This window comes from Glutamicibacter sp. PAEs-4, from assembly GCF_051161755.1.
Classification (GTDB): Bacteria; Actinomycetota; Actinomycetes; order Actinomycetales; family Micrococcaceae; genus Glutamicibacter; species Glutamicibacter nicotianae.
The window spans coordinates 1,538,469-1,553,786 of the sequence record NZ_CP195017.1 but is presented as its reverse complement, the minus strand read 5'-3'; the positions used below and the strand labels follow the sequence as shown (position 1 = coordinate 1,553,786).

Here is a 15,318-nt window from a genome sequence, read left to right as displayed (position 1 = left end):
TCTCGATGTGCCAGCTAGCGTCGTGTGCGACGTGGACGTGGCTGGCACACGGGACAGCTGTATGAGGAACGGCCCATAAACGGATCGCGCCGAATCAACGATTCTCGTCCGTTCTCCTCGCACCGCAAACAGACCTTGCCTTCACGCCCATAGGCGTTCAATGATCTGGCGAAATAACCGCTGGCACCGTTCACATTTACATAGAGGGAATCAAAGCTGGTACCGCCAGCTGCAAGGGCGCGCGTCATCACATCAACCAAGGCATCGTTGAGGCGTTGAACCTCAGTACGCCTAATTGTTGCGGTACTGCGCAATCCGGACAGGCCTGCTTGCCACAGTGCCTCATCCGCATAGATGTTGCCGACGCCTGAAATGATCCCCTGGTCCAGAATGGCCCGCTTCAATTCTGTATTCTTCTTGCGAAGCGCGATGTACAGGTCATCGGGATTGCGGTGAGGATCCATGACGTCCCTGGCGATGTGTGCAGCCGCTAATGGGATCGATGCCTGTAGCGAACCTGCGCCGGCAGGCAACCCATCTGGTGTTGCTATGACAGGCGACAGGAACATTCCGCCGAAGATTCTCTGGTCAACGAAGCGCAGTTCGCTTGGGAAGCCAGATTTATTGCTCAATGATAGGCGTACTTTTAGATGCTTCTCATCGGGAGCGTCAGGTTCTTCAACAAGGAGTTGCCCGCTCATCCCCAGGTGCGCTACCAAGGCCGCCGGGGCAGGCAAGCCGTCCAAGTCCATCCAGAGGAACTTGCCCCTGCGAACTACAGAAGCAATTGAACAGCCGCTCAGGGTCTGTTCGAAATCTTCAACACCGTCGGTATGGCGGCGGACAGAACGAGGATCCAGCACCTGAACGGTATGCACCGTTCGAGTGCGAACCCACTTGTCCAGGCCTTCGCGGACGACTTCAACTTCTGGCAATTCTGGCATGCGCTAAATGCTACCCCTTGGGTAGCTGCTCACCAGGATGCAGCATGAGCCAAGTCTTGTGTGCCGCTTCCTGCTCGGCTTCCTTCTTGGACGGCCCATGCCCCTCGCCGTACGTCTTGTCACCGATGAGGAGCTCCGCGAGGTAGGTACGTGCATGGTCAGGACCGGAACCAGTGACCCGGTAGTGCATCTCGCCTAGCTTTTGGGAGGCTACTTCCTCCTGGATTACAGTCTTCCAGTCAGTTGTCGCGCCCAGCAGTCGAGGATCCTCCAGCAGCGGAGTGACGAAACGAAGCACAAACGAGCGTGCTGCTTCCATGCCTTGAACCAGGTAGGTAGCTCCAAGGATGGCTTCCATGGTGTCTGCCAGAATGGATGACTTGTTTGAGCCATTGGACTGGGCTTCACCACGCCCCAGGAGCAAGTGCTCTCCCACTTCCAGATCGCGGGCAATCATTGCCAAGGCACGGGTGCTGACGATAGCCGCGCGACGTTTCGCGAGATCGCCTTCCGGCAGAAGCGGGAAAGTTGCGTAAAGGTATTCTGCAACGCAGAAGCCAAGAATTGAATCACCCAGGAATTCAAGACGTTCATTTGTTGGAATGCCACCGTTCTCATATGAATATGAGCGGTGGGTAAATGCAAGACGAAACGTCTCGGAATCAATGTTGATTCCGAGACGCTTCATAAGTTCTTCTTTAGAAGACATGTCTTAGACGTCTGCGACCTTGCGACCCTTGTACTCAAGGAACAATTCGGTACCAGCCGAGTCGGTGACAACCTTAGCCTGGTGAGGCAGGCTGTAGGTTACGCGACCGTTTTCAACGGTCTTCACCAGGTTCGGTGCGGTAGCCTTCCACTGAGAACGGCGGGCACGAGTATTCGCACGGGACATCTTCCGCTTTGGAACAGCCACGACTACTTCTCTTCTCTCTTGTCTGACGTTTTATCGATTGCCGCATCCTCTGCGACAATGTCGGACAGCTGCGCTAGCGCTGCCCAACGTGGATCCAGGATCTCATGATCATGCTGGGGGTCATCGTTGAGGCTGATTCCGCATTCACTGCAGAGCCCCAAGCAATCTTCCCGGCAAACCGGCTGGAACGGCAGGGCGGTAACCACTGCGCTCCGTAGTACCGGATCGATGTCAATCAAGTCACCGACCACCCAATACTGATCCACATCATCATCGTCTTCGAATTCTTCGCTCTCTTCATAGTAGAAGAGCTCTTGAATATCAGCCTCGAAGTCGTACTCGATGGGCTCCAGGCATCGTCCACATTCCCCAGCAATCTGCGCTGTAGCGGTACCCGATACCAGAATTCCCTCATGCACGGCTTCAAAGCGAAGATCTAAGTCAAGCTCAGATCCTCCACGAATACCGATGAGTGCATTTCCCACATCCGTGGGCGCCGGAACCTGCTCTTTGAGAGTTTTCATCGAGCCAGGCGAACGGCCGAGCTCCCTGGTTGAAAAAACCAGAGGCGAGTTGCGATCGAGTTCACCGTGTGGCGATCGATCAGAACGCTTTTCGCTAATGATGACTCCTATAGAAACATAGTCCGACATTTCATCTTAGCTTGCTGTAGGCCAAGTTCCCAAACTCAAACCAGTTCTGGGCCGCGATTTGGAAGTTGCACTCATCACATCTTATCTCAACTTCTATCTTGGTCCGCATTGGCAACACGGCCCACTATGACGGCAAGCTTTACGGTCGTAGATGCGTACCCTACCTGAATATATTTTGATCGTTAACTAAAAGTTTCCTAGGTTCAAAGGCTTCGTTAAGCATGTCGACAGCCTCCTACGAAGTCCACGCCATATGCTTGTTCTTAGATCCAAAAATCAGTGGCAAAGGAACTTCCATGAAGGTACTCAAGACCTTGAACAATGCGGCGACGTACGCCGGTCGACGCCTTGTTGCACGTCAGCACCGCAAGTTCATCAACCGTCATGCCACCGAGCTCTTCTATGCGCCTAGCGGCGACGACCGTTACCAGGTTGCCCTCTACTTTGCGGATCCCATGGTTAACGCTTATCAAATCCGCCAGTGGTACGAACCCATGAAGCAATTGGCCAAATACGTACCAGTGGTCATCATTGCACGCCTTCCTGAGTCGGCTTTGGCGTTACGTGAGGAATGCGCCCTTCCAGTCCATTACGCGCCGACAATCGAAGACGTTGAAAAACTCGTTAATTCCCAAGCTTTGCGTGTTGTGTTTTACGTCAACCAGAATATTCGCAATTTCCAGATGATGCGCTTCAACGCACCGGATCACGTCTTCATCAGTCATGGTGAGAGCGAAAAGGCCTACATGTGGTCAAACCAGCTCAAAGCCTACGACTACGTTTTTTCCGCTGGACAGGCTGCGCGTGATCGCTTAGGCATTCATCTGCACAACTTCGATTCAGAGCATCGCACCCGATTGATCGGTCGACCGCAGATCGACGTAGATTATTTGGCGCCGTACTCGATCAACCACTCATTGCCCACCGTACTTTACGCTCCAACGTGGGAAGGCGATCGGCCTTCTATGAATTACGGTTCCCTCTTATCGCACGGGGAAGGGCTCATTGACGCGCTGATCAAAGACGGCGGATTCAACATAATCTTCCGCCCACATCCGCGTTCTGGCATCAATTCTGCGCAATATGGACAAGCTGTGGAACGAGTTCGAGATAAGCTCAATTCAGCAAATTCGACAGCAACTGGTCGACTCCTGTTTGACGACACCACCCATTGGGGCTGGCAGTGGGCCCAATCTGATATTTGCATTACGGATATTTCTGCAGTTGCCTACGATTTCCTTGCAACCGGTAAACCGATGTTCGTTACCACTCCGGTTTCTGAGGAGGCGACTATCTCTGATTCCCCGGCTCTGAGCAAGGTGCCGTCCCTAGCAGCTGCACAGTCCGCTGATAGCCCTGCGTTGATTCGTTCAGCACTATTGGAAGAAAATGCTGGGTTCAAAGAAGTTGTCGAGTACTATTTCGGTGACGTTGCCAAGGGCGCCAGCATGCAGCGCTTTATTGATGAATCTCTGAACTTGGTCAACGGCCATGCGGAGGTTTCGCACTTCCCGGGCCGGCGCGCAGCCTAGGTGTTCGAATCCAACGAAGAGGTGTGTTGAAGAATCAATGATTCTTCAACACACCTCTTTCCAGTTTGGCAGTCTTTGACGACTAGGAATTCACCAAGCTAAGCAGCTCCTCAAATTGTGCAAGCGCGTTGTCTTGGTACAACTGCGCGTCAAAAACCTTCTCGGCTTGGTAGCCGTCCAAGAAGGCCTGCATGCCCTTGACCAATCCTTCGGCCGAATTTTCGACAAGTTGCCCGAAACCGCCGACGAGCACGCTATGCGATCCAACAACATCGGTTGAGATTGCAGGTAGGCCAAGCATCATCGCTTCTATCATTGCCAGTCCCTGACCTTCATAGTCAGAAGAGAACACGAAACAGTCAGCGGTCTTCAGTGTTGGGAAGGGGTTGGCCAACAAACCGGTTATGACCACGCGCCCGGTCAGTCCTCGTACCTTGATCTCCGTTTCCAGGTCACTGCGAAGCGGGCCATCACCAATCATCAACAACCGAGTTCCTGGATGATCCGCGTTAATCTTCGCGAACGCTTCAAGCAACTTCATTTGTCCCTTTTCAGGAGACAACCGCGCCATGTTGGCAAAAACGGTTAGCCCATCGCCCTCGAAACGATGCACCGGATCCGATGCCTCAGACCATTCCAAAGGCTTGCGCAGATCCAGCAAGTTCTCCGACACGGTGAACTTGCCAGGATCAAGCCCAAATAGCTCGCTCAGTTGCTGCTCGTTCTGCTGACCAACACTTTCAGTTACAGAAACCAACCGGTCATAGTGACGGTAGGTGGCGAATAGTCCCGGCATCGTGCCGAAGCGCAGTTTCCACTCCCCTACCATGTCGTTGTGCAGGTAAATGTAGTTGCGCTTCGCATGAGTATGAGACGCGGCAAATAACATAGCCCAAAATCGCGAGTATCCTTCGAAATCGACAGCAACGTCAAAGCGTGCATCACCGAAGGAACGCTGCATTTCGCGTTCCATCGTGTTCAGGTGGATCTGTTCAGCTACAGGAGAGTCGAAACCACGATGTGCGTGATAACCATCGGAAACCCAACGTTCTTCGGCGGACATGATCGTTGCGCCGGCGCGTGGAAGAATCTTGACATGTTCAGGAAGCCCGTTAAGAATCTCCAATGAATCCGGATTGCTTCCAACGGCGCCCATGTCAACAGCAACAGACACCAAGTACTTCTCTGGATCCAGCGAGCCGATCAAATTGGTGAATGCTGTGGCGATGCCATTGGGCTTAAAAGGACCTTGGTAGAACAGCAGCTTGATCCGCTCGTCTTTCGGTGTCTCAAGCAGGTAGCTTTCGTCATCCAGGAAGAAGAAATCGATGACTCGCTGAGTGGCATTCCCATCTTCCATCGACGCAAACTCAGCCACGTTCTTCTCGAGGTTCTCGTGTACACCGAGATCCCCATCGCCAAGTTGGCGATGAAGCTCCAAGCATACTTCTTCGATTGAGTCCAAGACGTTGCCAGGCCATGTAGAGCGTTCGAAGTACAGACCACGTTCATCCTCATAAGCGTCGAAGTCCGGCGTGTAGAAAATGATTGGCTTCTTAGTTGGCAAGAAGTCGTAGAAGATTGAAGAGTAGTCGGTGATTAACACATCGACAACTGCCAAAAGCTCGTTAGTGTCGATGGATGCAGGCACGACGGTTGCATCCAGGGCTGCATCACCAATTAGTTGTTCAGCGAAACGGTGTGCACGGAACAGCATGTGGTGCTCGCCTTGCGACATTGCAGCCAGGTCCTCGACTAGGCCATTGACATCATAAGACCGATCTTTGAGCTGGCCTCGCCAAGTCGGCGCAAACAACACGATTTTCTTGTCGTTGTTTGGATCAACACCAAGAATTTCTAGGATTTCGATCCGACGTGCTTCGCTCATATTGATCATCTGGTCTATTCGAGGGCTGCCGGTCAGGGCAACCTTCGCCGGGAACAGGCCATCAAGGTCATGGTCAGTACTTAGGGTTTTCAGCGTGTGCGCATTGGGGACCATCATGTGAGTTGTTTGAAGGAAGTTGCGCTGAACGTTTCGGTGCTCGGCAACACCGTCTTTGACGAGCTTACCCATGAACTTCAAGGGCGTACCGTGCCATGTGTTTAATACTCGTTGCCCCTCGCGACGGGCAAAATAGGTTGGGAAGGTCGCGTTATTCACCAGGTACTTGGCGGTTCCCAGCAAACGAATGTATTTGTCGGAATGCTGCTTTATGATCGCAACATCCGGTTCTTCACTCAGCTGGGCTGGGACCTCTGAATAATCGTTATAGACCCACGCGAAACAGAAGTTGTCAAAACGTGGATCCTTACGCATCTGACGGAAGATTGCCAGTGGATGGCAATGGACATTCTTGCCATGTGACGACTCGAATAGGACTAGATTCTCGTCTAGCGGCTCTACTTCTCGCGCATGAATGGCCAGAGCCCCGCGCCGACGACCCACGCCCTTCATGGCGTTGCCCAGTCCGGCCACCGAGATCTCAGTGAAAAGCAACATGCCGGCATAGTATTCACACGCTGATTCGAACCTTCCTAGATGGGCGAAGGCCTGCCCAGCTTTCGCTTGCCACTGACGTTCGGTAGAGGACGAATGCCACAAAGCTGACGCATATGCAGAAGCGGCAGTTTCCCAATCCCCTCCAGCAGCTGCGATCGCACCTCGCTGGCGATGGTAATTGGCACGTGCGCCAGCGGATTTGGATCCTTTGAAGCTGCTGCCAAGATACCCCCAGGCTTCAGCCGCCTCGCTGAATCGGTTACTGGCTTCCTCAAATTGGCCAAGTTGCATCAGTCCGTGGGCATAACGGAACAACGCAACGGCTGGTTCAATTCTTTTCTGCTCTGGCAATAGGTCAACAAATTTAGAGAAACAGGCTACCGATTCTGCGTGTTCTCCCGCGCGAGCGAGTAGTCGACCGCGGGCATAACCAGCCAATACACGCTCTTCAACTGTGTCCGCGAAGTTCTCGGCTCGTTGGAAGTATTCGTTGGCTTGGCGGAATTCGAAGAGTCTCGCCGCCGTTTCGCCGGCACGGTAATTCAGCAGATATAAATTCGTATTGCTGGAAGTATTTTGCAGTTCGAGCTCGTAGGCGTCTAGTGCACGATTCCAGTCTTCTTCATTTTCATGAATTTTGCCTACGCCAACGTTCAGTACGGTCTGTTCGGTTGAACTCAACACAGCGTTAGAGTAAGCGTTCTGGGCTTCCGTGGATTGCCCCAATTCTTCTAAACAACGACCAAGCCCGTACCAGTACTTGGGTTGCTGGTCATCGAGGTCCAACGCCTTTTGGAAGTACTCTTCAGCCAACCCAAAACGGGACATGAAGGAGGCTGCCTGGCCGGTCAGGAACATCCAATTTGCGTCGTCGACATGCTGGCTTTCATATTGCAGCCGAACATCCAATTCACGCCAGCGTTGCCCGGTCTCCAGCAGGAACTTAGCGATAGCTGCCGAAGCTGCTGGATCGCTCGGGAAATCTGCCACCAAACCGTCCAGGATGGCAGAGGCGAGATCTGATTTTCGGGCCAAACGAGCGCAACGTGCCCAACGAATCCGCCAAGTGATTTTGCTTGGGTCGCCTTCGCAAGCAGCTGCAAAAAGTTCTAGCGAGCGCTCGTACTTTTTCATTCGCTGCATGTTCAATGCGAGCGTTTGGATCCACCCGTAACGATGCGGCTGACGAGCAATGGCAGATTCAAGCTCATTCATGGCAGCCTGGTACTGCTTGCACTTGTACAAGCTGAATCCGTAGCGGAATTGCACTTCAGCAGACTTAGTGAGGCCTGTGTTAAGTGCCTGACCGTAGTAGATAGCCGCGATACGGTATCTACCTAGTCGTTCGATTCGACGGCCTACGCCGAGAGCTACACGCGTACGAAAAATATCCACCGGGGTCCTTCAGAAGGGGGTCTAACCAATAGGCGCCAATAATACGGAGCCTATCTATCATCCGATTCTCTCTCACAGCATGTCAGAATTGCCTAATTAAGGACCGAGTGTTGTTAGTGTGAAAACACATCTGCAATAAAGACGACCCCAAATCCACAGGTATTGTGATTTGGGGTCGTACCAATGGCAACAGTGATTAACTGTGCCAACCACGGAAGTTTTGCAGTTTGCTCTGGCGTTCGTCGATGAGCCTCTCGATTACTTGCTGGAAGCGCTTGGTGGAATCGCCTCGGCTTAATTCACCAAAGTAGAACTTGCGCATTTCTAGGCGCTGTTCTTTATGCCGGTCGTGGACCAGCGCATCATTAAGAACTTCACGCACGTTGAGCACGGAGTCACGATCAATAACGTGACAAGCCTTAGCAATCGGGGCGTCCCTATGCAGAATTTCACGATTCGTACGACGATCTGAAATCACCAGTGGGTTGGCAGGATGCAGGTACAAATAGTCCAGCCCGACACTTGAAACGTCTGTTATCAGTGCATCGGTGGATTCGAACATCGCCAAAATATTGCCCTGTTCGGAAATGACGTGATCGGCCCCCGATTCATTGGCGATCGCGATGAGTTCCATGATACGCGAGTGCGCTTGGGCAACACCATGATTCTTGCTTGTCTGGATCCGCGGATGGGGCTTGTAGATAACCCGCCAATTGGGATTCGCCAGCAATGCTTCGACGATGGAAACACCGTACTTATCCAACGAGGTGTAGTTGTTATCCTCGTTTTCGCCTTCCCACGTTGGCGCGTACATGACATCCAGCTTGTCACTGGGATCCAGTTCAGGCTTAAAATCAATGTCCAGTTGCGGACGACCGGTGACCTCAAGCTTGCTGTGGTCAAAGTCGATCAGCATGGCCTCATGGCGTTTGATAGCTGCTGGACCCGCAACAAAGACTTTGTCGTAGGCCTTTGCCTTGTTTGAAACCATCGACAGCTTGTCGCTTTCGCCGTGATTCACGTGGACATGCACCAAACGAGGGTGGTCAAGGGACTGGAAGTTGGTACGCGAGTTATTCGTATAGATGACCAACTTCAACTCGTTGTCGTCATACAAATCCATGAGATCTGAAAAACGGCGGATGTAGATCTTCGGAAGATCCGTGAATTTCTCAGCAGCTTTGAAAGCGCTCAGGGTACGGAAGACCAGCAGAACTTCTTGCTTTGCATGAAGTTCTTCGAGCACTGGTAACCACTGAGTTACTTGGTAGATCTTATCCGCACCATCGCCGAAGTACACCGCAACGGTTCCAGGTACAGGAATATCGGAAACACCAACGTTGAGGCTGCCAGGGCGGGCGGTGAGACCCATGACCCTTGATAGTCGTCTTGCCTCTGGCCTGCGCCCCACTTTCCGAAGCGCGTTCTTGACGCTGGACTTAATGGTGGCTGAAATATGGTCGCTAGACATGGGAACTTTCAAAAATCTAGAAAAGCAGGAGTGCAAACGGGCTAACTAGCTCAGTTCTTTAACGATCTGGCTCAGGGTGTCTAGCGTGTCCTTCAAGGAATCCACGTGGCGTTCATCAAATTGGCTCAGGACACGTTTCATCTCGGTAGTTGAGATTCCCGAGGTACGAGGAAGGTAAACAACCTCGACTTCATCACCAAGGTCGTCGAACTTTCCCTTCCAGTCCTCACCAATGCCAAACACCTTGGCATCATACTTCTTGATATCCAGGCGCTTCTGTTCCCAATTTTCTTCTGGGATCGCAAGATCAACGTACTTGATGGCCTGCACGATTTCACGGCGCTGTTCGAACGGTACAACGGGCTTCTTACCCTTGATTGCATTGAACTCGTCCGTGGATACGCCAACTACCAATCGGTCGCCCTTTTCTTTCAGACGCTTCAAGATGTTGAGATGGCCAATATGGAAAAGGTCGAATGTTCCATAAGTCAGTACCGTCTTGGTCATTGGTTGCCTCCTGCTGTTATTACCGGTAGCACTAATTCTGTAGGACTACCGCACCCGTCGCTGCAACGCAGCACCTGGCACTTTTGTTACTTGAACGATAAATAATGCTTCACAAGTTTGTCACGCCCAACTTGATGAAACCTGAGTGCTTCCGGACTACTTCTCGAAAGAAGACTTGTACGGGAACAGCGTGTCGAGAACGCTCTTTGCCATCTGTCCACGTTTTTCGGTTCCGCTGACGCTCGACACTTCATTGAAGCAGAACATCTGTTTGCCACGCCCGCGCACCAGCCGAAAGAGATTCATTGGCAAATGTTCGCCGCCGAGATCAACGTAGGAATAATCGATATCCACAGGAACGCCGATGCCTTCAGCTGCTGCCACGTAATGTGCCAGTGAGGACGGTAATGAAATATCTTCTACGTGCCTAAATTTATGCTTTGCGGTGGCATCAACTTCTTCGGTAAACGAACGCCTGATTATTTCATGGACGCTCTTCCGCTGCGGGTGCGCAACGTGGCGGAACTTCAGGGCAGTGGTCTTCCCATACTTATCCTGAATCAGATCGGCATTAAGCTGGGCTGCTAGATTTACCGCAAGCCGGGGGTTCGATGCTTCGGCATAATGCGCCTTGGCCAACGAATACTTGACCGAACCGCTGCCGGTATAGAACACGTTGGGTGACATCGGACGCCCAAAAAAGATGTCGTCATTCACATAAATGAAATACTCCGACAGGCCCTCGATATTAGAAATTTGCGTTTCAATCGCATGCGAGTTGAAAGTCGGTAAGCATTCAAGCGGCGAATCAAAAATCTCGCTGTGACTCACCAGCTTGATCTTGGAATTCTCTGTATTGAGCCAATCAGGGGCTTGACCTGCCGTCACTAAATAGATATTGCGAATCCATGGCATATTCATTTCCAGGGAACGCAAGGAGTACTTCAATTCGTCGCGAGACGTGTATCGTGCCAAATCGCGGCTACTCGGATGAGATGCGCCGGCTGGGATTGACTGCTTGAATTCTCGATATGCTTCTTGCCAAACCGGATCTGCCGAATCAACCCACGTGTATACAACATCGACCGGCTCAGTGAAATCCTGGATATCTGGCATTAGTGACTTGCCATCTGAATAAACCGCCCATATCGCCCCTAGACCCGAATGGCGTCCTACTGGCGTGCGTCGCCCAGGCATCTGACCGTGAACTGCCCATACGCTTAATGCACCATAGCTAGCTGCGTCCAAACTCACTCTAGTCAGCTTGTAGCCAGCGCCCTGCAGTGCTGTGGAAAGCTTTTGCCAGCCCGACTTCGCAACCGTCGAAACGCCACGTAGCGTGTCATCCAGGTACGCGACCCCTAACGAGGTCGCCATTGCGCGGGAAGCATCCACATTGGCCGAACGGATTTGTTCGATATCAAGATCTGCTGAACTTTGATCTCTGGTAGACCATGCAAGTACTTTCTCCCAGAAGGCATCGGGTAGCTTACGACCAAGCTGGCCCCTCCATCCACGGAAACTCAAATCTCACACCATCCAGCACTTGTTGTTAGATCACGATTAGCCAATTCGATTCGCTAGATTCATGAACATTTTACAGGTTGTTCACTTCGGACTTGAACGACCAAATAACCATATTAGTCCAAATCAGTTAACTCGTTACAAGATGCAACGACATCCGCCAACATAACTAGCTAAGACAATTCAGAACAGTCTTCACGGGAGCAAGGTTCGAATATGCCTAGATAATAGGTGGACGACCAGAAAGCGTCATTCGCAACAAGGTACTCCACCGAAGCTTGGCACGCGGTTCGCGGTACCAGGGGCTGCCCTCCCAGCCGGCTTTCCAGCCTGCTAGATACTGTCTTACCGCAGATCGATTTTTCCGTAATCGCAGACACTCGATCAGCGCCCATGAAGTTGGATAGATCCACGCAAATGGGACTGGCAAATTACGACGAGCAAGCCAAACACGATTGCGTGCATTCAACCTATAGAACTCATCGTGACGCCGTGGATCAACCACGGGATGGCCGATTCGCATATCACCTGCGTACCAGACGTAGGTGCCGGTATCCCAGATCCGCCAGGCAAGTTCAATACCTTCATGGGCATACCAGAAGCCGCCAGCCCAGCCACCCGTGGCATCGAAAAGAGCTCGTTTAGTAACTAGGCACGTCTCCCCAACATGGAAAACCTTGCTTGGCTCGGCGGCAGTTCGTTTCTTCAGGCGAGGGATCCAACGAGTGGGATCCAGATCGCTATGTTCAGGATCTGTGATTCGCGGCTGCAATAAACCTAGCTGTGGGTAATGCCTAAAGCGCTCTATTGCGGAAATCAGGAAATCATCGTCAAGGAACCAAGAATCATCATCCAGGAAACAAAGATACTCACCCGAAACTTGGGAAACTCCAGCATTTCGCCCAGCTGGGATCCCAAGGTTTTCCGGCAAGTAGTGTGTTTTGATGCTCTCGGGAATCTCCGTCGGGTCCCACCCGTTGCCGACAACTACTGCATCGATTTCTACGCCGCGTTGGGATAGCAATGAGTCCAAAGCTCGGCGAAGCTCCACAGGACGGTTGCCCATCGTTAGAACGACCACGCCGATCTGCGGTGCGAGTTGCTGACTCATGCGCTACCCTTTCGATTCAAATTCAATGGCGTTATTCCTTAGGCCTTCAACCGCGCAGAAACCATGTTCGACAGAAAATGACCAACATTAACTAGAACGCACGCTGGAAGCAGAATCCAGATCAGCCACTTCTCCGCGAGTCCAGGGGAACCGCTGACGGCAGAAATGATTGAGCAAGCCAAAATGATCAAACTCAGTTCGACCGCATGCAACAACTTGTGGAACGGGAGGAACTTCGCGAGGGAACGCAACCGACCGATGATCGTCGTAGTGGGCACTGCGCGGGCAGCTGCAGTGTCCGGCAGCTTTGGCAGCCCAGCCATACCGCGGGCAGCATGCACCATCAGTGATTGCGAACGATTCAGCACTAGAACCACAGCCAAACAGGCACCCATGAATAGTGTCGGCCAAGCCTGCGCTGCAGTCGCACCATCAGTTGAGAGTTCCTTGAACACTCGATAGCCGAGAGCAATCGGAATCAAAGCCTCAGTCGTGTGGTGCCCGACCATATCAATGAAAATGCCACGAGGAGATTGGGACGCACGCCAACGTGCCACTTCCCCATCCGAGCAATCGAAATACAACTGCACCTGGGACAACACCACGGCCAAGACCGGCCCCCAAATGCCGGGGATAAGCAGTGCCAACGACATGCACCAACCGGCCAAGATCATCAATCCCGTAACCCCGTTCGCACTGATCCTTGTACGAACCAATACTGCGGTCAGATAAATCGAGATATGACGCAGGTAAAGTTCAGCAGTCCAGTGTTCAGCATTCTTTCGCGCTTTGACTTCTGGAGGCTGGCATACCTCGCGCAGTTGATCCAGCGTAGGATTTTTCGGTCGTTCTACGCTCATTTAACGCGTCCTTTATCCACTGTGCCAGCGGCACCGAACAATCGCCCCTTAATGTAACCGGCTGCCCAGGGCAGGTGAATCGCTTGGAACGCGCCGGCGGTTAGCACCTTTTCTTTAACACCCTGCGCGTTGGATTTGAGGCCTGCAGCAAGAGTGGCGGCTGAATACACTACGGGTGCTAGACGAGCTGTGTCGACCACGAACTGCACTGATCGTGATACGTGTCCCCTGATCAGAGGGGATACCGCCATTGCGATTAATCCCGCTCCTACCCCGACAAGCAGAACGGGAGGCATGTCGTGGCGGATCGATTTTCCTTCTGGGAATCGCCGTGCAATCTCGCCCCGCCACGTTCCCGAAGCGTAGGACTGGCGCGCCAATGACTTGAAATTATCACGCGGGTAATAGCCCACCTTTAATTCTGGATCGAACCATACCTTGTGGCCTGCCTGACGAATTCGCAGGCAAAGCTCCCAATCTTGCGCGCGCCACATGTCTTCATCGTAAAAACCGACTTCGTCGAAGACCTCGCGTCGGAAAATCCCAAGATAAGCGGACTCAGCTTCGCCTTCTGGAGCGCCCGAATGATAAGCCGGGCCGCCGAAACCGAATTTTGAGTGGTATGCAGCAGCGATAGCACGTTGTTTCGGCGTACGTCCTCGTGCATCCATGAGCCCGCCCACGTCATGGGCGCCAACTCGGAATAGCGTTTCCACGCCACGGCGAGTGTAGTTTGCTGGTAGCTCACTATGAGCATCTACCCGCATGACAATGGGGTGGGATGACTTTTTGACAGCTAGATTCAGAGCAATTGGAGTACGACCTTTAGGATTGTCCACGAGGACAATACGCGGATCTGACTCAGCCAAGCGGGCAGCAACTGAATTCGTACCATCGTCACTCGGCCCCAAGGCTATAACTAACTCTTTTTCGCCATCATAGTCTTGAGACAAAATCGAACGAACGGCCTCTTCGAGATAATCAGCTTCATTCAACACAGGCATGACGTAAGATACGCCAGGGTTTTCAGTCATTCGTCACTTACTTTTTATGCTGTTGATAGGCCTTAATGACCGTGTCAGGATCGCCGTCCATTTTCTGGACGCCCTTTTCTATCCAAATACAACGGCTACAGGTTTCCTTGATTGAATTCATAGAATGAGAAACAAGAAAAACAGTGCCGGCGTTCTCACGGATTTCGCGAATCTTCGCTTCACTTCGCTTACGGAACTTCGCATCACCAACGGCCAAGGCTTCATCGACAATCAAAATGTCATGCTGCTTTGACGCAGCGATGGCGAATTTCAGACGTGCTGCCATGCCAGAAGAATAAGTTCTCATCGGGAGATCAATGAATTCTTCCAATTCAGCAAACTTTGTGATTTCCTCTCTCATCTTTTCAACCTGATCACGGTTGTAGCCTAGAGCCAATCCGCCCAAGGTAATGTTCTTATCCCCAGATAGGTCCGGGATCAAAGCAGCGCCGACGCCCAAAAGACTGGGGCGGGAGCGCGCGTAGACGGAACCCGAGGCCGGCGGAGTAAGCCCAGTGATGGCACGTAACAGTGTCGACTTTCCGGAACCGTTTGAACCAATGATTCCGATGGATTCGTTTTCGTAGGCGACAAACGAGATGCCTTGAAGCGCATGAACGGTTCTCACTCCACGCATCTTAGGTTGTAAGAGCCTGCGAGCACCAGCGTTGCCGACAGCTTTACCGCTAGAAAACACTTGGTACTTCACGTGCAAATTATCAACCATAACAACAGGCTGACGACTATCGTCGATCTCTAAAGAGGATTGTTTGACTTGATCTGGCTGAACAACATCTATAAATGATGTGTCATCGGAAAAAATAGGGGCTGGCTCATACTCAGGATGCAGTCCTGGGTTGATCAGGTC

At 52.1% G+C, this 15,318-nt stretch carries 13 protein-coding genes; 1 reads left to right on the top strand and 12 read right to left on the bottom strand.

Annotated features, from left to right (window positions below; translation table 11 throughout):
• Positions 1-14: 14 nt before the first annotated feature.
• Genes mutM through ACR9WD_RS07300 form a run of 4 tightly spaced genes read right to left on the bottom strand, consistent with a single transcriptional unit; the run spans position 15 to position 2,426 of the window.
• Positions 15-944, bottom strand: a complete 930-nt coding sequence (gene mutM, locus ACR9WD_RS07315; protein ID WP_285675970.1) for a bifunctional DNA-formamidopyrimidine glycosylase/DNA-(apurinic or apyrimidinic site) lyase — start codon at positions 942-944, stop codon at positions 15-17.
• A 10-nt stretch (positions 945-954) separates the two neighbouring features.
• Positions 955-1,653: a ribonuclease III gene (rnc, locus tag ACR9WD_RS07310; RefSeq protein ID WP_149596808.1), complete on the bottom strand. Its 699-nt coding sequence runs from the start codon at positions 1,651-1,653 to the stop codon at positions 955-957.
• 3 nt (positions 1,654-1,656) lie between these two features.
• Positions 1,657-1,860: a 50S ribosomal protein L32 gene (gene rpmF / locus ACR9WD_RS07305; protein ID WP_013348816.1), complete on the bottom strand. Its 204-nt coding sequence runs from the start codon at positions 1,858-1,860 to the stop codon at positions 1,657-1,659.
• Between the two features lie 2 nt (positions 1,861-1,862).
• A complete protein-coding gene (locus tag ACR9WD_RS07300) occupies positions 1,863-2,426 on the bottom strand; it encodes a YceD family protein (RefSeq protein WP_038991572.1) in 564 nt (187 codons plus the stop codon).
• A gap of 383 nt (positions 2,427-2,809) precedes the next feature.
• Between ACR9WD_RS07300 and ACR9WD_RS07295 the strand changes: the two genes are divergently transcribed.
• Positions 2,810-4,045 carry a CDP-glycerol glycerophosphotransferase family protein gene (locus ACR9WD_RS07295; RefSeq protein ID WP_052253775.1) on the top strand — a complete coding sequence of 412 codons (1,236 nt, stop codon included), beginning with the start codon at positions 2,810-2,812 and terminating at the stop codon, positions 4,043-4,045.
• Between the two features lie 82 nt (positions 4,046-4,127).
• On the opposite strand, the gene ACR9WD_RS07290 is transcribed toward ACR9WD_RS07295, so the two are convergent.
• From ACR9WD_RS07290 to ACR9WD_RS07255, 8 genes are all read right to left on the bottom strand, one after another.
• Positions 4,128-7,763 carry a CDP-glycerol glycerophosphotransferase family protein gene (locus ACR9WD_RS07290; protein ID WP_434923077.1) on the bottom strand — a complete coding sequence of 1,212 codons (3,636 nt, stop codon included), beginning with the start codon at positions 7,761-7,763 and terminating at the stop codon, positions 4,128-4,130.
• Between the two features lie 376 nt (positions 7,764-8,139).
• Positions 8,140-9,414 carry a CDP-glycerol glycerophosphotransferase family protein gene (locus tag ACR9WD_RS07285; RefSeq protein ID WP_434923076.1) on the bottom strand — a complete coding sequence of 425 codons (1,275 nt, stop codon included), beginning with the start codon at positions 9,412-9,414 and terminating at the stop codon, positions 8,140-8,142.
• A gap of 45 nt (positions 9,415-9,459) precedes the next feature.
• Positions 9,460-9,921, bottom strand: coding sequence for an adenylyltransferase/cytidyltransferase family protein (locus ACR9WD_RS07280; protein WP_038991443.1), 462 nt, complete (start codon positions 9,919-9,921; stop codon positions 9,460-9,462).
• A 156-nt stretch (positions 9,922-10,077) separates the two neighbouring features.
• Positions 10,078-11,448: a stealth conserved region 3 domain-containing protein gene (locus ACR9WD_RS07275; protein WP_434923075.1), complete on the bottom strand. Its 1,371-nt coding sequence runs from the start codon at positions 11,446-11,448 to the stop codon at positions 10,078-10,080.
• Positions 11,449-11,665: 217 nt separating this feature from the next.
• The gene (locus tag ACR9WD_RS07270) at positions 11,666-12,556 is read right to left on the bottom strand and encodes a glycosyltransferase family 2 protein (RefSeq protein WP_084083764.1); all 891 of its coding nucleotides are present in this window, start codon (positions 12,554-12,556) and stop codon (positions 11,666-11,668) included.
• Positions 12,557-12,594: 38 nt separating this feature from the next.
• Positions 12,595-13,416 (bottom strand): CDP-alcohol phosphatidyltransferase family protein, encoded by an 822-nt coding sequence (locus ACR9WD_RS07265; protein ID WP_434923074.1) that lies wholly within the window; start codon positions 13,414-13,416, stop codon positions 12,595-12,597.
• On the bottom strand, positions 13,413-14,450 hold the full coding sequence (locus ACR9WD_RS07260) for a glycosyltransferase family 2 protein (protein WP_084083762.1): 1,038 nt from the start codon (positions 14,448-14,450) through the stop codon (positions 13,413-13,415). The genes ACR9WD_RS07265 and ACR9WD_RS07260 overlap by 4 nt, the downstream gene beginning before the upstream one ends.
• A 7-nt stretch (positions 14,451-14,457) precedes the next feature.
• A complete protein-coding gene (locus tag ACR9WD_RS07255) occupies positions 14,458-15,315 on the bottom strand; it encodes an ABC transporter ATP-binding protein (RefSeq protein WP_434923198.1) in 858 nt (285 codons plus the stop codon).
• Between the last annotated feature and the right edge of the window lie 3 nt (positions 15,316-15,318).

Coding starts and splice junctions, on each gene's coding strand:
- mutM (WP_285675970.1), bottom strand. CDS start 944: ATGCCAGAATTGCCAGAAGTTGAAGTCGTCCGCGAAGGCCTGGACAAG.
- rnc (WP_149596808.1), bottom strand. CDS start 1,653: ATGTCTTCTAAAGAAGAACTTATGAAGCGTCTCGGAATCAACATTGAT.
- ACR9WD_RS07295 (WP_052253775.1), top strand. CDS start 2,810: ATGAAGGTACTCAAGACCTTGAACAATGCGGCGACGTACGCCGGTCGA.
- ACR9WD_RS07290 (WP_434923077.1), bottom strand. CDS start 7,763: ATGAATGAGCTTGAATCTGCCATTGCTCGTCAGCCGCATCGTTACGGG.
- ACR9WD_RS07285 (WP_434923076.1), bottom strand. CDS start 9,414: ATGTCTAGCGACCATATTTCAGCCACCATTAAGTCCAGCGTCAAGAAC.
- ACR9WD_RS07280 (WP_038991443.1), bottom strand. CDS start 9,921: ATGACCAAGACGGTACTGACTTATGGAACATTCGACCTTTTCCATATT.
- ACR9WD_RS07270 (WP_084083764.1), bottom strand. CDS start 12,556: ATGAGTCAGCAACTCGCACCGCAGATCGGCGTGGTCGTTCTAACGATG.
- ACR9WD_RS07265 (WP_434923074.1), bottom strand. CDS start 13,416: ATGAGCGTAGAACGACCGAAAAATCCTACGCTGGATCAACTGCGCGAG.
- ACR9WD_RS07260 (WP_084083762.1), bottom strand. CDS start 14,450: ATGACTGAAAACCCTGGCGTATCTTACGTCATGCCTGTGTTGAATGAA.